Source organism: Enterobacter genomosp. S (assembly GCF_001631805.1).
In the GTDB taxonomy this organism is placed as follows: domain Bacteria; phylum Pseudomonadota; class Gammaproteobacteria; order Enterobacterales; family Enterobacteriaceae; genus Enterobacter; species Enterobacter quasihormaechei.
The window spans coordinates 65084-82816 of sequence record NZ_LVVA01000012.1; the positions used below are offsets into that span (position 1 = coordinate 65084).

The following is a 17733-nucleotide window of genomic DNA, read 5'->3' on the forward strand; positions in this document are numbered from 1 at the left end:
ATCAAGCGGCAAGCAGCCGCGGTTTAATTGTCAGTCAAAATGTTTCCCAGTTTTCATCTTGTCCGGTCACCGCTGCGCGCGTACGTGCTGTCACGGGCGCCGGAGCCGCTTCGCCGTACGCCGACCGCGAGCTGACCGTATTTGTTGTTTTTGAAGTAAGACGGAACGCCGAGACGGCCATTTTCAGGCGGCTCGCCTGGTCCTCCAGCGCAGCGGCCGCCGCAGCGGACTCCTGCACCAGGGCGGCGTTTTGCTGCGTCACACGATCCATTTCCGATACCGCCAGGGCGACCTGGTCAATACCACGACTCTGCTCGTCCGATGCAGAGGCGATTTCACCCATGATGTCCGTCACGCGCGTCACGGCATTCACGATGTCATTCATGGTTTCACCCGCGCTTTCCACCAGCACCGAGCCGGTATCCACGCGTGAAACAGAGTCTTCGATCAGGGCTTTGATCTCCTTTGCCGCGTTGGCACTGCGGCTGGCAAGGTTGCGCACTTCGCCGGCGACCACGGCAAATCCACGTCCCTGCTCGCCCGCTCGCGCCGCTTCAACGGCCGCGTTCAGCGCCAGAATGTTGGTCTGGAAGGCGATGCCGTCGATAACGCTGATGATGTCGGCGATTTTCTTCGAGCTGTCGGCAATGTCGTGCATGGTTTTCACCACGCCGTCGACCACGCGACCGCCGCGCTGGGCGGTATCGGACGCACTTTCTGCAAGCTGAGACGCCTGGCGGGCGTTATCGGCGTTCTGCTTCACGGTTGCGGTGAGCTGCTCCATGCTGGCCGCCGTCTCTTCCAGGGCAGACGCCTGCTGTTCGGTACGGGACGAGAGATCGTTGTTACCCATCGCGATTTCACTCGTGCCAGTGTAGATGGCATCCGCCCCCTCACGCACGTTGGCGACGGTATCAATCAGCGAACGCTGCATATGGTCGACGCTGGTCGCCAGCTCGGTCATCTCGTTGCGGCCAGAAACGGTCAGCGTTTTAGTGAGATCGCCCCGGCCAATGTCACGGATATGCGCAATGACGCGGCCAAGCGGGTTCAGCAGGATATGGCGAATGCCGTACCAGACGGCCATCAGCACGATGACCAGCGCGAGGGCGAGAACCGCCATCTGCCATTTCGCAAAACGGTAGTCGTTCTGGCTTTGCGTAAACGCCGAGTGATAAAGCTCGCCGCTGGCTTTGGCGTATTCGCCGAGCGCTGCGCCGAGGGCGTTCTGCATGCCCTGGGTCGGCTGAGCGAAATAGGCATCCATATTGCCCTTTTCCAGGAACTGCACCAGCTCCGTCAGACCGGCAAAGTAGGCCTGATATTTTTCATCTATATTCGCGCTCACCTGCGCCATTGCGGGCTGAGGGGCGATTTTTTTGAAGGCGTGGTAGTGTTTTGCCGCGTCTGCCAGCGTGGCGCGTGCGTTCTTCAGCAGTTCCGTTTTGGCGCTGCTCTGCTGGTTGTTCGGGTCCATCATCATACGGGCGGACGAGCGGCTCAGGTTGATACGCGTCTGCAACATCAGATCCCAGGTCGTGGTGAGTTCACTTTGCTGCATCCGCAAATCGTTCGAGGCCGCGAAGCTGTCCTGGTTCTGTTTTAAAGACGAGAAAAAGAGGCCGCCAGAAATAAGCTGAAGAAGTGCGAAAATGACCAGCACCATCATTAGCATTGTGACAACGCGGATACGGTTCAACATACAACACCTTCTCATCGATTGATTAACGGTGTTATCGGCACGGGCCACGGGAACTTTACATTTGCGAAAGGGAAAAGCGCGGAGGATCAGAACGCGACGTCAACAATCAGCGTGTCGCTGTAGGTTCCGGCAGGCGGCGTGGCCTGGCTGGTCAGGACTTTAGCGGTGTAGTTGTAGGTGCGTAAGAGCCCGTCGGTACTGACCTGGGACGAGCTGGCGCTGGCCCAGCGCTCGCTGCCGCTGCCGCCCCAGCGGTTGCTGGTCGCCTCTTTATAGATGTCGTAACTCATAAAGTTACTGCCGCTAACCATACGACGAACGTTGTTCAGAGCGTTTGCGCCATTGTTAATCCCTATGGTGTAGGTGCTGCCTTTGGTACAGGTGACGGCGATCGACTGCGAAACGGTGGGGAAATTTTGCACCAGCGGCGCGCTGTTGAAGTTCACGTCCGGCGTGGTCATGGTGCTGCAATCGTTGGTGACGGTCATATTAAGGAGGATAGAAGTGGTTGCCGTGCCGGTTTGCGGGGTCAGGCACGCCCCGACCGCGCCAACGGCGCACACGTTGTAGTTGATGCTGAACGTTAGCAACACCTGGTACGGCCCGGCCGTGACGTTCTGCCCCGGCACGGTACGGAAATAAAGGGGAATGTTGTAGCGTCTGGACCCCAGCAGCCCGAGCAGGGTGTTGCCGCTCCAGGTATAGGATTTACTGATTTGCACTTCACTGTTTCCGCCACAGCCAGTGGCACCGCACAGGCGCGTGGGGATAACGTCCGCGATAGCCGCGTTATCGGTTCGTTTCATGGTGGCGCGGCTGTTGGCGGCTATCGATGCCGAGGTGTAGGTCAGCGTCACCGAGTCGTTGGTGAGGAGGTTAAGGACCGTATCGCAGGAGACCACCAGCGTGCCGGTGGTTTGCACCTCCCCCGTGCTGCTCAGGGCGAACGAGGTGACGCTGCCAAACGAGGCGTTCACCGTACTGACGGTGCAGGCCGCCCAGCTGCTGCCCGAGAACAGCAGCAGTATGGCTATCATCAAACGTTTCATGGCGCCTCCCGGCAGGTCAGCGGACCGTAGGTTTGCAGCTTATGCTCGGGGTTTGCGCCCACGGTCAGCGTTGCGGTACAGCGTTTACCGTCCGGGGTGATAACCTCCAGTGGATTCACATCGTTGAGGTTTTCCAGCCAGGCGAGGCCGTCATAGCCGACAACCGCGCTGCTGCGGGACGCGCGTTTGACCTGGCTTCCCACCGGGATCGCATAGCCCTGCGCGTCGTGGAGGATCACGCTGGCAACCCGCTCCTGCTCCATCGGGAAATCCACCAGATAGCCGTTATGCCGACGAATCGCTACCCGACGTTCGGTCTCCTTCAGCCGGGTATCTGCCGGAAGGTTCAGGGTATCAATGCGGTAGCTTGCCGGATAGTAGGCAGAAACGCCGCTCACCAGCAGGTAGCCTTTGTTATTGGTTTTCCCCACCGGCTGGTTCTCGTAGCTGACGGGTACGTCCGGGTGTCCGTCGGTGCTGATCACCACAAACGCGTCGTTGATTTTATTCGCCGCAAACAGTTCACCGTCCATCAGCACGATGGATCCCATCGCCTCGCCCCACCAGGTCATCATGCCCTTCTCGCCGTAGCCGCCGCCCTGAAGCTCAACGTTGTTATTGCGCCAGCCGAGGGTGGCCTGCTGATAGTTACTCGACCGCGACTGGTTGGCCCACGCCATGTTCCAGCTAAAGCCGCCGTCAGACGGCATCGAGTGGTTATAGTTAATGCGTTGCGTGCTGCCTGCGTCAGGCGTGTTTTCAAAGGTGACGGCGGCGCTGTCACGTTCGCCGAGGGGAACCTGCAACGACAGCGCAACCGTCCAGTCGCCTCGCTGCTGGTCACGGCTGGCAGCCAGATAAATACTGCTTGAGCCCCACAAATTGCGGCTCCAGGAGAGGTTAAGCAGCTCGGTTTTGCGGCTGTCAAAACTCTCAACGCCGATCCACGCCGCGCCGATATTGCCGTAATCACCGAGGTTAAAGGTTAAGGAGTACTGGTCGGTATTGCGGCTCAGGCTGGCAATGGGGTTATCATATTCATCATAAACGGTGGGTTGATCGTACAGGGCGAGGTTGCCGAAGCCGCGATCGCGTCGGGTATGCTGGGTCGCTACGCTAAACTCGCTGGTGCTGTACTGATAGCCCCAGTTCATCTGTCCCCCTTCGTCGCCGCGCATCCGGCTTTGGGTATAAGCGGTATTGACCACGCCAAAACGCCCGAGCTTCACCACCGTGCCCGCGCCGCCGAGCGCCAGCGATTCCGCCCCTTCCGCGTGCCCTTCCAGCGTGAGCCAGTCGGTCAACCCGTAGCGATACGATCCGCTGCCCGCCGCCGGGCCATAGTCGAAATTGTCTATACCGTAGTTGCGCCGCAGGCTGCCCAGCGTCACGGCGCCGTCGCTTAACCCCTGCTTCAGCACATCGCTGCTGACGTAAAACGGCAGCGTGGTGCTCACCTGACGCCCCAGCGCGTCGGTGGTAACCAGTACCGCATCCCCCGCGCCGTTGATATACGGCAGATTCGTGAGGGTAAACGGCCCCGGCTGAAGCCGGGTGGAGCCTGAACGGTAGCCGTTGATAAACAGATCGACCGAGGTCGGCACCGCCGCCTCACCGGAAAACTCCGGCAGCGGCCACGTCACCAGATCCGGACGCAGGGAGAAGTCGCGCCCGTAGCTGATCCCGCCCATGCGCACGCTGGTGCTCCAGCTCAGCGCATCGCTGATAACGTCCCCGACGGTCCATGTGGTGGCATCCTCTTCATTGGTGATCAGCAGGGTCGAGTCATAACGCACGTACCCTTCCTGCTGCCCGCTGCTTCCGGCGAAATTCTGTCGGGCGTACCCTGTTGAAGAAAACGAATAGTCTTCGTTGAAATAGCGGAACTCATGCCACAGCGACGCCTGGCCGCCCGTGTGCTCGGTATGGTTGGTATAAACGTCGTAGTTGAGCAGCGCACCCCGGCCGTAATGCGGTTTGCTTTGCGCGCTCTGACCGTTAAACGAGGTGATCCGCGCCGCAACCCAGTCCCGGGGGACCGTCAGCATTAGCCGCTGGGCGCTGCTGTCATACTCCACGCGTACCGATGAAAGCGTTGAAAGGTTCACCTCTCCGGCAGGCACATGCTCCGGCGGCAGCCCGGCGCGAAGCAAATCTGCCCCTGAAATAAACCAGGCGCCCTCGCGCTGCGTCACCGGCACCACCAGACCCGTGTCATAGTGGTTCAGCACCAGGGCGAGCTGGAATACTGCTTCACCGTTCATCGTCTGCGCGTCCGGCGGCGGCGGTAAACTGTCGTCGCCGGTTTCGCCAAAGGCGCTGGTACTGACGCAAAGCAGCATTATCATCGCCGGTTTCAGCTGTCGGGCGTCGATTGCCATTGCGTATCCCTGGCATTAATTTGCGCGCTCATCCGATTCGGCTGATAAATCCCTGCCGGAAGCGGCCAGCTTCGGGTGCTGCCTGGCAGCACGTAACCCAGTAGCCCCTCGGCAACCGTGCGTTTTTGCCCGCCCTGCTCAACCGCAACCTGGCTGAGCCTGACGTGAACGTTCCCCTGATTGCGGACCTGAAGCGCGGGTTTTCCTTCCTCCTGAATGACCCGCCAGCTGAGTTGCTGCGTGTTCGCCAGCGCGTGATGCGCTCCTTCATTGAGAGTGGGGATCCCCTGGCCGTAGACGAATAAAGGAATGGAGTAGCGCATTTGCAGTTTCAGGCCGAGGGACGGTTCCGCTTTGGCATCCGGCTGGGGAATTTCATCCACGATAATGCGGTAGGCTTGCTCGACGCCCGACGGGATCGTCCCCTGCTTGATCAGGCGAATAAGCTGTTTACTGCCGTTTGCGATGGTCACAATCGGCGGGCTGGCGACCACATCCTGCTGGGCAGTGTAACGCTCATATCCGCCCTCCTGTTTCCAGCGCACAATACGTATCTGCATTGTCGTGGCGCTGTTGCCCTGGTTCTGGATCCACAATTCAGTGGCTTTGGCCTCTGCCGAAAGCCACGGATCGATGGGCCACAGAAGAATGGTTGCCGCTGCTTGCGCCTTTACCGCCGCGAGGGCCGTTACCCCCAACAGACTTATCAGGCCTGACCGCCTGAATAATGCCTTCATCGATGCTCTCCCTTTCCTACCATGACAAGGTCACGGTGAGTTGATCTGAATAAGTTCCTGACGGACTAAACCCGGTCAGCAGCGCGACGCCAAAAAGCGGCAGCGCGATGTTATTGCTGTTGGTATAGGTAATTGGTATGGCCTGGTTAACCCCAATTTCACTGTTTGCGGCCAGAGAGCTGCTGCTGTAGAGGCGGTATCCAACCACCTCCGTCCCGCCTGAACGGGTCATCCGCCGCACCGAGCTGTAGTTCTGCCCGCCGTTAATGCTCATGCTTAGCGCCACGCCCGGCGTACAGGCAATGGACAACGCGCCGTCGGCGACAAAGCTGGTGCTGACCGGCGCGCTTTCCACACCGCTGCGGGTCCCGAAATTTAGCGTACCGAAACGCCCGCCGGTGCCGGTGCTTACCGAGCATCCGGGTACCACCGTCGCGCTCACCCTGAATGACTGGGACGTCACCGCCCTGGCGTCGGGAAGCAGCACCAGCCCGACGAACAGGGCCAAAAAAGGGTGCACGAGGCCCTCTGCGCTGACGCGCAGACATAAACACAGTGCCTTCATGGCTGAATCAGTAGGTGACGCTGACGTTAATCGTGTCGGTATAGGTTCCCGGTACGACCGTTACGCTATTGCCGCCGCCCGTGATGCGTGCGTAAAGGGTGTAGCTATCCACCCCGCCCGCCGTAGAGGCAACCGGCAGCGCGGCATTGTTCGCAACCACGTTGTTGTAACCGCTATCGCTGAACAGGCTGTAGGCAACGCCCTGCGCCGCATTGGCGGTGTTAACCAAATAGCGGCCCGGCGTACCTGGGGTGCCGACGACGGTTCCGGGTGCGGTTGCGTTGGTGTTCCCAGTGATCGCCACCGTATAGCTGGCGGTGGTACATTGAATGGTAAAGGTGTTTCCTCCGCTGGCACCGGTTAACTGGGTTGTCAGCGTTGAAAACGTAGCAGGATGGGTGCCGAAATCGAGCGTCCCGAAGTTAATGCCGTTTTGCGTTGGCGAGCCGTTGATCAAGCAGCCGTTGGTCAGCGTCAGCGTCGCGCCGATAGTGCCGCTACTGGTGACCGCGAGAGCCTGACCGACCGTTGTCGCCGTCAGAAGCGTGCCCGCGCAGATAAAAAGAAGTTTTCTTTTCATTTACCACTCTCCAGAAGATTATAGGTTCGCTTGCCATATTTTATTCATACTGTTCAGTATGTTAGCCCCGCTAAAACATTCCCCGGCGCGGTTATTGAGAATTTAGTTTATGGTTAGCACTTCAACCACTTTCATCAAAAAGAGGACAACTCCGCCATAATTAACAGGCTATTAACAAACATTACAAAGGGTTAGCAAAAAAAGAGGGGCATTATTTTTGCTTAGCTTGAGGATATATCGCCTGTAGTGTGATCTGCGTCACAATATATCGTCACGCGTAAAACAACAAATTTCATAAAAATTAAAAACAAGTTGTAAGTCACTCAGCTTTACTTCAATTTATTCCCCGAATATTTTCCTGCGCTTAAATAAAAATTTTGTATGCATTAACGCAGGAAACTCTTTTAGCGCATTGAGGATCTTTTTGTGGCAAGTGCAAATAAACTCACGCTCTTCATCGTGATTTTCATGTTGGCGGGTATTCTTTCAGGTGCGGCAATCCATGAATATGCTTCACCCGACGTGATTAAGGCCTGGTCGGAGAACATTACGCTACTGACCGATATCTTCCTGCGGCTGATTAAAATGGTGATTGCCCCGCTGGTGTTCAGCACCCTGACGGTGGGCATTATGAGGCTGGGTGAAACGTCGACGATTGGACGCGTCGGTGGTAAAGCGATGGTATGGTTTATCAGCTCGTCCGTGCTTTCCATTCTGGTGGGGCTTTTTATCGTTACCCTTGAACAACCCGGCAGCGGTCTGAACCTGAGCATTCCTACAGAGACGGTTGATACCGGCCTGGCCGTGAGCGGGATGTCGCTGAAAGCCTTCCTGTCACACACCATTCCAACCAGCATTGCCGGCGCGATGGCCAACAATGAGATCCTGCAAATTGTGGTCTTCTCGATGTTCTTCGGCATTGGCGGCGCGTCGCTGGGCCAAAAATTCAACGCCCCGCTGGTCGCGGCGCTGGATGTGGTGTCCCACATTATGCTTAAAGTGACGGGCTACGTGATGTACGTTGCGCCGCTGGCCATTTTTGCAGCGATTTCGTCGGTGATTGCCACGCAGGGGCTGGGCATTTTGCTGAACTATGCCTCGTTTATTGGTGGTTACTATGTGGCGATCCTCCTGACCTGTCTGGTGTTGCTGGCGGTCGGTTACATGGTGCTGAAAAAAGAGGTTTTCCGTCTGGTGGCGATGCTGAAGGATCCGGTGCTGGTGGCGTTTACCACCAGCAGTTCAGAAGCGGCATACCCAAAAACGCTGGAGCAGCTAGCGCGCTTCGGCTGTTCACGTAATATCGCCTCTTTCGTCCTGCCAATCGGCTATTCATTTAACCTGGTCGGCTCCATGGTGTACTGCTCGTTCGCCTCGATGTTTATCGCCCAGGCGTACAATATTCACCTGAGTTTCACCGAGGTGACGGTGCTGATGCTCACGCTGATGCTGGCCTCGAAGGGTATTGCGGGCGTACCGCGCTCGTCGCTGGTGGTGCTGGCGGCAACCATTCCGAGCTTTAACATTCCGGTCGCCGGGATCCTGCTACTGATGGGAATTGACCATTTCCTGGATATGGGGCGATCGGCCATCAACGTGCTGGGGAACGGGATCGCGACGGCGATGCTGTCGCAGAATGAAGGGGCGCGGGAAGCGGAGGCAGAGCTGGTGGAACAGGAGGCGTAAGGCTACAAAAGAGCCGGGTGAAGCTGACGCTTACCCGGCCTCCGTGTTCGAGCCATGTGTAGGCCGGGTAAGGCGACGCCGCCGCCCGGCTTTAATTTTATGCCACGTGATTCGCCGCGATATCCAGCAGCGCCATCTCTTCACTGTTCAGCAGCTTCTCAATATTGACCAGAATCAGCATACGCTCGCCGAGCGCACCCAGACCCGTCAGGTATTCCGTCGACAGCGTGACCGCAAACTCCGGCGCAGGACGGATTTGATCGGCGGTCAGCGACAGCACGTCAGACACGCCGTCCACGACGATCCCTACCACGCGCTGCCCCAGATTCAGGACAATCACCACCGTGTTGTCGTTGTACTCCACGTCGCCCTGGCTGAACTTCACGCGCAGATCCACGATAGGCACAATCACACCGCGCAGGTTGGTCACACCCTTGATAAACGCTGGCGTGTTCGCAATGCGCGTTACCTGATCGTAACCGCGAATTTCCTGCACTTTCAGAATGTCGATCCCGTACTCTTCATCCCCTAAAGTGAAAACCAGGAATTCCTGCCCAGATGGCTCGCCCGCCAGTTTCGTTACGTTACTCATACCGGTCATGTTATTACCTTTTACTTAATCAGGCGGCTGTGTTCGCCACACGTTGTTCACGATTTAATCCCTGAAGTGCCGATACATCGACGATCAGCGCGACGCTACCATCACCCAGGATGGTGGCAGCAGAGATCCCCGGCACTTTGCGGTAGTTACTTTCCAGGTTCTTAACCACCACCTGATGCTGACCAATCAGCTGATCGACCAGCAGCGCGTAGCGGCGTCCAGCGCTTTGCAGGATCACAACGATACCCTGCGTCGCCTCGGTTTTTGCCCCGTCCACTTCGAACACTTTCCACAGTTCCACCAGCGGCAGGTACTCGCCGCGCACTTCAAGCACGCGCTCGCCGCCCGCCAGCGGATGGAGATCTTCTTCACGCGGCTGGAGGGATTCCATCACCGCGTTCAGCGGGAGAATAAAGACTTCGTCCGCCACTTTAACGGACATACCGTCAAGAATGGCCAGCGTCAGCGGCAGCAGGATACGAATCGTGGTGCCCGCGCCCTGCTTAGACTGGATCTCAACGTGACCGCCCATCTCCTGAATGTTACGTTTCACCACGTCCATGCCCACGCCACGGCCGGAAACATCGGTGACCTGCTCTGCGGTTGAGAAGCCCGGGGCAAAAATCAGCATGCCCACTTCTTCATCGGTCATGTTTTCGTTGACCGCCATCCCCTGCGAAATCGCCTTCGCCAGGATACGCTCGCGGTTCAGGCCCGCGCCGTCATCGGTCACTTCGATGCAGATGTTGCCGCCCTGATGTTCCGCAGAGAGGATCAGGTTGCCAACCGGCGATTTCCCGGCGGCCACGCGGTTTTCCGGCAGTTCGATGCCGTGGTCTAGGCTGTTACGCACCAGGTGCGTTAACGGGTCGATAATGCGTTCAATCAGGCTTTTGTCCAGCTCGGTAGAGCTGCCCATCAGCGTGAGTTCGATTTGCTTGTTGAGCTTGCCGGCCAGGTCGCGCACCAGGCGGGGGAAGCGGCTGAAGACATACTCCATCGGCATCATGCGGATGGACATCACCGATTCCTGCAAATCGCGGGCGTTACGTTGTAACTGGCCCATGCTGGTGATGAGATCCCCGTGGGTCACCGGGTCCAGCTCGTTGGAGCGCTGGGCCAACATCGACTGGGTGATAACCAGTTCACCGACCAGGTTGATCAGCTGATCCACTTTTTCTACCGCCACGCGGATGCTCGTGGACTCGCTGGAACGCGCCGCCGGTTTTTCACCGCGCGCCGGCGATGCCGTCTCTTTAGGCACGGCCTTCAGCGCAGGGGCAGCAGGGACCACCGCAGGGGCCTTTTCTTCCGCAGCGGGCGCTTCAACCGCCGCAGCGTCGGTTTCAAAAGCAATCTGATCCGCTTCAATAACGAAGCACAGCACCGCCACAATGTCGTCCTGGCCGATCCCGTCGTCGAGGGTCGCGGCCAGGCTGTCTTTGCCCTTCACCACGTTGCTGAGCGTCGCCAGGTTGCCCAGCTCCTCTTCCAGCAGGTTGACCTCGCTCTCTTTCAGGCGTGACAGCACCACGCGCAGTTTCCCTGCGGGCGCTTCAGGAGCCGTATCTGGCTCAGCAACGGCGTCAACAACGCTCAGTTTTGCCGCAGGAACAACGGGCGCAGACGCCTCACCTTTGGCTTCCAGCGCGAGCTGACGCAGCGCGTTGCAGATGTATTCAAAGCTGGCGGCATCAGGCTCTGCCGAACTTTTATAGGCGTCGAGCTGTTCCTGCATAATATCTTTCGTTTCCAAAAACAGGTTGATAATGTCGGTATTGAGCTGCATCTCACCGCGTCGTGCTTCATCCAGCAGGTTTTCCATTAAATGGGTCGTTTCCTGCAAAATGGTAAATCCAAACGTGCCGGCTCCGCCTTTAATGGAATGCGCCGCACGGAAGATGGCATTGAGCTGTTCTGAGTCCGGTGCTTCGGGCACCAGATCCAGCAAATGTTGCTCCATATCGGCCAACAGTTCGTCGGCTTCATCAAAAAATGTCTGGTAAAAATCGGTAATATCCATGCTCACGCTATCACCTCGGATTGGCTGGTGGCGATGTTGGAACGGCAGCCGAAGGGACGGCCCCAGGCTGTTTTAAATCGTCCAGTGACTCATTCTGACTTTCGGCGTTTTCGTGCAGGATGGCCTGCTCCGCCTGCTGGTTCAGCACTAAAAGACTGATACGACGGTTGATGGCGTCATCCGGTCCGCGGTCGGTAAGGCGCATGGTTGCAGCCATGCCGACCACGCGCAGGACCTTGCCATCATCAAGCCCACCCGCCACCAGCTCGCGTCGCGAGGCGTTGGCGCGATCGGCAGAAAGCTCCCAGTTGCTGTATCCTTTCTCCCCCGTGGCGTACGGGAAATCATCCGTGTGACCGGACAGGCTAACGCGGTTAGGAATGCCGTTCAGCACCGGTGCAATCGCGCGCAGAATATCGCGCATATAGGGCTCCACGTCGGCGCTGCCGGTTTTGAACATCGGCCGGTTCTGGCTATCGATGATCTGAATGCGCAGCCCTTCCTGTACCAGGTCGATCTTCAGATGCGGACGCAGCGCGCGCAGTTTGGGGTCCGCTTCAATCAGCTGATCCAGGTCGCCGCGCAGTTTTTTCAGGCGCGCCTGCTCCATCCGTTTTTTCAGTTCGTCGATATTAGGCTGTTTTTTGACTTCGCCCTGCTGCTGGGTGTAATCGTCACCGCCGCCGGGGATCGGGCTGTCGCTGTTCGAAATACGCGGCCCGCCGGTGACCGCCGTCGCCAGCGGCGTTCTGAAATATTCCGCAATCTGGATAAGCTCTTTCGGGCTGGAGATGGAGATCAGCCACATCACCAGGAAGAAGGCCATCATGGCGGTCATAAAGTCGGCGTAGGCGATTTTCCAGGAGCCGTGAGAACCGTGCCCGTGCCCCTTATGCTTGCGCTTTTTTACGATGACGATCGGGTGGGACTGGTTTTTCATGCGTCCTCGGTTGTCGTCTGTTGGTTAGGGTTTTTCACCGTCCGTACGTGCTCTTCCAGTTCGATAAACGACGGACGTTCGCTGGAGTAGAGCGTTTTACGACCAAATTCGACGGCGATCGGTGGCGCATAGCCGTTGAGGTTTGAGAGCAGCGTAATTTTTACGCACTGCATCATTTTGGTGGTTTCGGCGCTCTTCTGGCGCAGCACGCTCGCCAGCGGGGAGATAAAGCCGTAGGCCAGTAAAATACCGAGGAAGGTTCCCACCATCGCGTGGGCAATCAGTGCCCCCAGTTCTGCCGCCGGGCGATCCGCCGAGGCCAGGGCATGAACAACACCCATGACCGCCGCCACGATCCCAAAGGCCGGAAGCGAGTCGCCCACCAGCGCCAGGCTGTTGGCCGGCACTTCAGATTCGCTTTCGTGGGTTTCGATCTCTTCATCCATCAGAGCTTCAATTTCGAAGGTGTTCATGTTGCCGCTGATGATCAGGCGCAGGTAATCGACGATAAAATCGAGCATCATCGCATCGGCAAGAATACGCGGGTAGCTGGCGAAAATTTCGCTCTCTTTCGGGTTTTCAATGTCGCGCTCCAGCGAGAACATTCCCTGCTGACGTGACTTGGCCATCAGACGATAGAGCAGCGCCAGCAGATCCATATACATGCTTTTGGTGTATTTTGATCGGCGAAACAGCAGCGGAATCGCCTTCAGCGTGCCCTTGATCGATTTACCGTTGTTCCCAACAATAAAAGCCCCTACCCCTGCACCGCCGATGATGACAAGTTCAGCCGGTTGATAGAGTGCTCCAAGGTGCCCGCCGGTCATCATGTAACCGCCGAAAACTGTACCGAGAACTACCAGGTAACCTAATAAGATAAGCACGACATCATCCTTCCGCTAGTGACTATGGCAGGACGTTCATCTCGAGCGCATGACCGGAACGCAGGGTAAAAAAAAGCAGCGGTAATGGCTTACCGCTGCTGGAATCTTGCCCACAGGTTCGGGTTAAACAGCGTGTTCGATCTGTTCATCCAGCAGTTGTGGAATAATATCGGCAGCATCCCGGGAAAGTTTACGTCTTTTTACGGCTCGGGATGGAGGCTGGCACAAACTACAGGCGAAGCTGCCCGCAGGCTGGTGCGCGTGGGTAATAAAATTGCCGTCACAGCAGTTGCAGCGCGACAATTCAAGCATTCCGCTTTCAACAAAACGCACCAGCGTCCAGGCGCGCGTCAGCGCCAGCAGAGGACCCTCTTCCTGCTGCGGGCATTGCTCAAGGTAAAGTTTGTAGGCTTTGATCACGGCGTCAACGCCGCTGCATAAGCCCGTTTTAAGCAGGTACTGCCAGGCGTTGCAGAACATGGAAGCGTGGATATTCTGTTCCCAGGTCATGAACCAGTCAGTTGAAAATGGCAGCATGCCTTTCGGCGGCGGGCTTCCACGTAACTCTTTGTACAGCTTGATCAAACGTCCACGGCTCAGCTGCGTCTCGCTTTCCAGCATCTGTAAACGCGCGCCCAGCGTGATCAGCTCCATCGCCAGCTGTATGTCACGGGCTTCCTGAACAATGCTTTTTTCGCTCATTGTTAAGCCCTTTTCTTCCGGGCTACGTCATCAGGCTGGCTGATTTCGTTGAGCAGGCGGGTGGAGAGAAGAATACCGGTGTGGATCTGTTGCAGATCGTCCACGCGGGATTCCTGAGTCAGACGCGTAATGGTCTGGGGATTATCAAAACGGAACTGGCAGACAAGTTGATTAGTTTCCGCCAGCTTGACCATCTGCGGAAGCGTTAATCCGCCCAGCATGGTTGCCATTTCTTCGTTCACACCCAGACGAAACATCGCTGACGGTTTGTCCTGACTAATCAAACGCTGCGCGAGCAATAAATACGACAAATTGATGTCATAAATATGTTTTAGCAACTCGGATGTATGCATTTTTCCCATCCCGAATAACCAACAATTATTTTTATGCGGAAAGACCGCACCCCGTGATGTCGCCGGGAAATCACCCGGTATAAAAAAGAAAAGGCCAAATGCATAGTTGAATTTAGGTTTGTACGTCGTAAAGCGCGTGACCGGCTAACATGGCCAAAATGTCGGTTACACATTTTATCTTTTCTTACAAATAACTAAGATTTTTCCTAATTCGACGCAAACTCTACTCGTCAGTTTTGACACATACAATGCAGCCCCCCCTGGAATTTAAAAAAAATGTGATCTGCGTCACATAATTTACGCGAATGTAACCCATAAATCCATCAGCGTGACTTGTAATTTGAGTGTTTTTCACCCAACCGAAGCTTGTTTATATTCTTAAGCAACGAATACTCATGCATCCGGACGGGAAATTTGGGTCCGGGAAAGGCGAGAACAGGGCAAATTCGCGATAACCTGCTATGGGGAAAACGTCACGTTGAAACGACATTTAATTAATAAAGTAAAAACAGCAGGTTAACGTTGGTAACCTAAAAAACAGTTTCGTTGCGTAACGATCTTCGTCGGGATGACGTTGCGTCAAGCCGGGTAAACCGCCCGGAAGCTTAAATGTGTGATTTACGTTAAGTTGTTAATTATTTTCATTTAGCCCAACTTTTCAGTTATTCTTCTTATAAGAATAATTAATGAATAATTATGATAAGCTTCACACTAATGACGCATTCACCTCTTGCAGTAAGGTCAGTTTCGCGGTAAAGCTGGGGAAACTTGTCATTCTGACATCAAAGGAGTGCGTGATGAGTTACTCCCATCTGCTTGTTTCCGTTGCTGTTTCTCCCGAAAGCCATCAGCTTGTCGCCCGAGCCGTGTCCATCGCCCGCCCCGCAAACGCCCGCATCAGCCTGATCACGCTGGCCGCCGAACCCGAAATGTATAATCAGCTGGCTGCGCCAATGCTGGAGGATATTCGTGAGGTGTTACAGGAGGAAACGCAGCAATTTTTGCGAGAGCTGGCACTGAAGGCAGACTATCCGATTCATCAAACCGTCATCGCGACGGGTGAATTAAGCGCGCATATTCTCGACATGTGCCAGAAAGAGAATATTGACCTGGTTATTTGCGGGAATCATAACCAGAGCTTTTTTTCTCGTGCGGCTTGCTCGGCAAAATCCATTGTTTCATCAAGCCGGGTAGATGTACTGCTGGTGCCTCTCGGGGGCAATTAATGCCCCCGGAGAAAATCAGGCGAGTTTAGGGAATGTCGCGATCTTTTTTTGCAGGTCGCCTTCCTGACTCTGCGGCTGGATCGCGCGTAAATCGTCAATAAAACGCGCCTGCCAGCGGTCGATATCATTCTTAACGATGGTCTCCATCATTTCCGAATGACGTGAAATACGTTCCGCAAGCGGCATGGTTAACGCGCGGTTCAGGGCATTGGCCACGTCATCGCGATCGTAAGGGTTCACAATCAGCGCTGAGGTTAACTCGTTTGCCGCACCGGCAAATTGTGACAGCACCAGCACCCCAGGGTCAGCAGGATCTTGTGCTGCAACATACTCTTTTGCCACCAGATTCATCCCGTCGCGCAGCGGCGTGACCAAGCCTACGTCAGCATAGCGGAATACCTTCATCAGGATTTTGCGCTCAAAGTGCTGATTCAGATAGAAAAGCGGTGTCCAGCCGAGCTGACCGTAACGTCCGTTAATGCGCCCTGCCTCGGTCTCCAGCTGGTGACGAATATCCTGATAGGCCTGAACCTCACCGCGCGAGGTTGGCGCTATCTGGGTATAGCGGATCTTGCCGTGATGCTGCGGGTATTTATCCAGCAGGGTTTCGTATGCAAGGAATCGTTCCGGCAACCCTTTGGAGTAGTCCAGTCGCTCGACCGAGAAGATGTTCTTAACGTGCTTAAGTTCGTTCTTAAGCTGCGCAAGCTTCGGCGGCAGCGGGCCGGAGGCCTGCTCGGCAATTTCGTCAGGCTCAATACCAATCGGGTAAACTTCGGTATGGAAATTTCGCCCCCACGCGGTGTGAGATTTTCCGCCATGAGTGACCAGCCGCGTTTTACCCGACACGCTGTCGAGGAAGGCCAGCCTGTCGTTTTCCGTCTGGAACCCGAGCAGGTCGTAATCGGACAGCGCCTCCAGGATCTCTTCATGCTGCGGCAGCGCCGTAAAAATCTCCGGAGTCGGGAAGGGAATATGCAGGAAGAAGCCGATGCGGTTATTCACGCCACGTTTACGCAGCTCCCTGGCGAAGGGCAGCAGGTGATAATCGTGGATCCATAAAATATCGTCTTCTTCGATCAGCGGCAGCAGTTTATCTGCCAGCAGCGCGTTGACGCGCATATAGCCTTCATACGATTCACGCTGGAACTTCACCAGGTCCAGACGATAGTGGAACGCAGGCCACAGCACAGCGTTCGAGAACTCGGAATAATATTCATCGTAGTCCTTTTCGCTGAGCGCGAAAGAGGCCCACGTGATATTGCCCCGCGACACCTTGTTTAGCGGTTTTTCATCATTACTGATTTCACCGCTCCAGCCAAACCAGAGACCACCCGCGGCTTTGAGGGCACCCAATACCCCGACCGCCAGTCCACCGGCACTGGCTTTTTTATCATCCGGCGGTGCGATGCGATTAGAGACGACGACTAAGCGACCCATAATGATTTCTCCCGTTGTTTTGCGCTATTTGTTGTTGTTGCTGGTTAGCGACGTCAGATATCCACTGCCAGACGCTGGCGACATTTTCCAGACGCCATCCGGCAATGGTTTCACCAGGCCCGACCTTGACAGACATGCCCTCGGCCTGGTTTACCACGCTGAACCCGGCCTCATCGGTCAGGTCATCCCCAAAAAAGACTGGCGTACGCCCTTTGAACGGTGCTTCCGCCATAAACGCTGCAATGGCAGCGCCTTTATTAATGCCTGTCGGTTTAATCTCAACCACACATTTACCCGGCTGTAAGGCCAGCTCCGGATGGGCTTCCGCCACGCTTCTTGCCAGCGTAAAGATCGCCGACTCATGGTGGGGTGCCTGACGGTAGTGCAGCGCAAAGGCCATGCCTTTGGCTTCCAGTTCCGTACCGGGAAGCAGTTCCAGTGCCGAAGAGAGTTGCGCATGCAGCGCCTGAATCAGCGTATCGGGGAGTGAAACTATGTGCAGTTGATCATGGATATCGCGGCGCTCCGCTCCGTGTACACCGGCCAGCGGAAAGTGATAAGGACTGGCGAGCACGTCCAGCTCGGCCATTGAGCGCCCTGAAATCAATGCCAGTGCCCCCTCGTTTTGTCGTGAGAGCTGCTGCAAATTCTCTAACACCGTATCCGGTACAACGACATCGTCAGGATGCGGTTCAATCCCGGCGAGCGTCCCGTCGAGGTCAAAAAAGAAAGCAAATTTTCCGGGCAGTACAGGCGGTGCGGTTAACAAGTCAGCCACCCTAATCCTCCTTACGGTTAGCAAAACAGCCATGTAAGTATAGACAGTGTGACGCTGCTCGCCATTTAGCAACCGGCCCGTCAGCA

The 17733-nt window shown here is 56.1% G+C and carries 16 protein-coding genes; 2 read left to right on the forward strand and 14 right to left on the reverse strand.

Translation table 11 applies throughout. The annotated features are described in order from the left end of the window. Positions 1 to 34 precede the first annotated feature (34 nt). From tar to A3466_RS08025, 6 genes are all read right to left on the reverse strand, one after another. A complete protein-coding gene (gene tar, locus A3466_RS08000) occupies positions 35 to 1702 on the reverse strand; it encodes a methyl-accepting chemotaxis protein II (protein ID WP_063450131.1) in 1668 nt (555 codons plus the stop codon). A gap of 86 nt (positions 1703 to 1788) precedes the next feature. Then, on the reverse strand, positions 1789 to 2751 hold the full coding sequence (locus tag A3466_RS08005; RefSeq protein ID WP_063450132.1) for a Csu type fimbrial protein: 963 nt from the start codon (positions 2749 to 2751) through the stop codon (positions 1789 to 1791). Further along, positions 2748 to 5132, reverse strand: a complete 2385-nt coding sequence (locus tag A3466_RS08010; protein WP_063450133.1) for a fimbria/pilus outer membrane usher protein — start codon at positions 5130 to 5132, stop codon at positions 2748 to 2750. Before A3466_RS08010 ends, A3466_RS08005 begins: the two co-directional genes overlap by 4 nt. After that, positions 5108 to 5869, reverse strand: coding sequence for a fimbrial biogenesis chaperone (locus A3466_RS08015; protein ID WP_063450134.1), 762 nt, complete (start codon positions 5867 to 5869; stop codon positions 5108 to 5110). The genes A3466_RS08010 and A3466_RS08015 overlap by 25 nt, the downstream gene beginning before the upstream one ends. 16 nt (positions 5870 to 5885) lie before the next feature. Further along, a complete protein-coding gene (locus A3466_RS08020) occupies positions 5886 to 6434 on the reverse strand; it encodes a Csu type fimbrial protein (protein ID WP_063450135.1) in 549 nt (182 codons plus the stop codon). 7 nt (positions 6435 to 6441) lie between these two features. Further along, complete coding sequence (locus tag A3466_RS08025) at positions 6442 to 7014, reverse strand: spore coat protein U domain-containing protein (RefSeq protein ID WP_063450136.1); 573 nt, start codon at positions 7012 to 7014, stop codon at positions 6442 to 6444. Positions 7015 to 7440: 426 nt separating this feature from the next. On the opposite strand from A3466_RS08025, the gene A3466_RS08030 reads away from it, so the two are divergent. After that, positions 7441 to 8700 (forward strand): dicarboxylate/amino acid:cation symporter, encoded by a 1260-nt coding sequence (locus A3466_RS08030; RefSeq protein WP_063450137.1) that lies wholly within the window; start codon positions 7441 to 7443, stop codon positions 8698 to 8700. Between the two features lie 97 nt (positions 8701 to 8797). Here A3466_RS08030 and cheW read toward each other — a convergent pair whose 3' ends face one another. The 6 genes from cheW to flhD all read right to left on the reverse strand — a co-directional run bounded on the left by cheW (position 8798) and on the right by flhD (position 14203). Further along, complete coding sequence (gene cheW, locus A3466_RS08035) at positions 8798 to 9301, reverse strand: chemotaxis protein CheW (RefSeq protein ID WP_003859699.1); 504 nt, start codon at positions 9299 to 9301, stop codon at positions 8798 to 8800. A gap of 19 nt (positions 9302 to 9320) precedes the next feature. Next, on the reverse strand, positions 9321 to 11330 hold the full coding sequence (gene cheA / locus A3466_RS08040; RefSeq protein WP_063450138.1) for a chemotaxis protein CheA: 2010 nt from the start codon (positions 11328 to 11330) through the stop codon (positions 9321 to 9323). Positions 11331 to 11334: 4 nt separating this feature from the next. Further along, positions 11335 to 12264 carry a flagellar motor protein MotB gene (gene motB, locus A3466_RS08045; protein ID WP_022648511.1) on the reverse strand — a complete coding sequence of 310 codons (930 nt, stop codon included), beginning with the start codon at positions 12262 to 12264 and terminating at the stop codon, positions 11335 to 11337. Then, positions 12261 to 13148, reverse strand: a complete 888-nt coding sequence (gene motA, locus A3466_RS08050) for a flagellar motor stator protein MotA (protein ID WP_063450139.1) — start codon at positions 13146 to 13148, stop codon at positions 12261 to 12263. Before motA ends, motB begins: the two co-directional genes overlap by 4 nt. A gap of 123 nt (positions 13149 to 13271) precedes the next feature. Continuing rightward, positions 13272 to 13850 carry a flagellar transcriptional regulator FlhC gene (flhC, locus tag A3466_RS08055; RefSeq protein ID WP_003859695.1) on the reverse strand — a complete coding sequence of 193 codons (579 nt, stop codon included), beginning with the start codon at positions 13848 to 13850 and terminating at the stop codon, positions 13272 to 13274. 2 nt (positions 13851 to 13852) lie between these two features. Next, entirely contained in the window at positions 13853 to 14203 is a 351-nt protein-coding gene (gene flhD / locus A3466_RS08060) for a flagellar transcriptional regulator FlhD (protein ID WP_003859693.1), read from the reverse strand. Between the two features lie 797 nt (positions 14204 to 15000). Here flhD and uspC point away from each other — a divergent pair. Next, entirely contained in the window at positions 15001 to 15429 is a 429-nt protein-coding gene (gene uspC, locus A3466_RS08065) for a universal stress protein UspC (protein WP_063450140.1), read from the forward strand. Positions 15430 to 15444: 15 nt separating this feature from the next. On the opposite strand, the gene otsA is transcribed toward uspC, so the two are convergent. Both otsA and otsB read right to left on the reverse strand, forming a co-directional pair. After that, positions 15445 to 16869 (reverse strand): alpha,alpha-trehalose-phosphate synthase, encoded by a 1425-nt coding sequence (otsA, locus tag A3466_RS08070; protein WP_063450141.1) that lies wholly within the window; start codon positions 16867 to 16869, stop codon positions 15445 to 15447. After that, positions 16844 to 17647, reverse strand: coding sequence for a trehalose-phosphatase (gene otsB / locus A3466_RS08075; protein ID WP_063450142.1), 804 nt, complete (start codon positions 17645 to 17647; stop codon positions 16844 to 16846). Before otsB ends, otsA begins: the two co-directional genes overlap by 26 nt. Positions 17648 to 17733 lie beyond the last annotated feature (86 nt).

Bases quoted from the DNA above. Each gene is read 5' to 3' on its own strand.
- tar (WP_063450131.1), bottom strand. From the start codon at position 1,702: ATGTTGAACCGTATCCGCGTTGTCACAATGCTAATGATGGTGCTGGTC.
- A3466_RS08005 (WP_063450132.1), bottom strand. From the start codon at position 2,751: ATGAAACGTTTGATGATAGCCATACTGCTGCTGTTCTCGGGCAGCAGC.
- A3466_RS08010 (WP_063450133.1), bottom strand. From the start codon at position 5,132: ATGGCAATCGACGCCCGACAGCTGAAACCGGCGATGATAATGCTGCTT.
- A3466_RS08015 (WP_063450134.1), bottom strand. From the start codon at position 5,869: ATGAAGGCATTATTCAGGCGGTCAGGCCTGATAAGTCTGTTGGGGGTA.
- A3466_RS08020 (WP_063450135.1), bottom strand. From the start codon at position 6,434: ATGAAGGCACTGTGTTTATGTCTGCGCGTCAGCGCAGAGGGCCTCGTG.
- A3466_RS08025 (WP_063450136.1), bottom strand. From the start codon at position 7,014: ATGAAAAGAAAACTTCTTTTTATCTGCGCGGGCACGCTTCTGACGGCG.
- cheW (WP_003859699.1), bottom strand. From the start codon at position 9,301: ATGACCGGTATGAGTAACGTAACGAAACTGGCGGGCGAGCCATCTGGG.
- motB (WP_022648511.1), bottom strand. From the start codon at position 12,264: ATGAAAAACCAGTCCCACCCGATCGTCATCGTAAAAAAGCGCAAGCAT.
- flhC (WP_003859695.1), bottom strand. From the start codon at position 13,850: ATGAGCGAAAAAAGCATTGTTCAGGAAGCCCGTGACATACAGCTGGCG.
- flhD (WP_003859693.1), bottom strand. From the start codon at position 14,203: ATGCATACATCCGAGTTGCTAAAACATATTTATGACATCAATTTGTCG.
- uspC (WP_063450140.1), top strand. From the start codon at position 15,001: ATGAGTTACTCCCATCTGCTTGTTTCCGTTGCTGTTTCTCCCGAAAGC.
- otsA (WP_063450141.1), bottom strand. From the start codon at position 16,869: ATGGGTCGCTTAGTCGTCGTCTCTAATCGCATCGCACCGCCGGATGAT.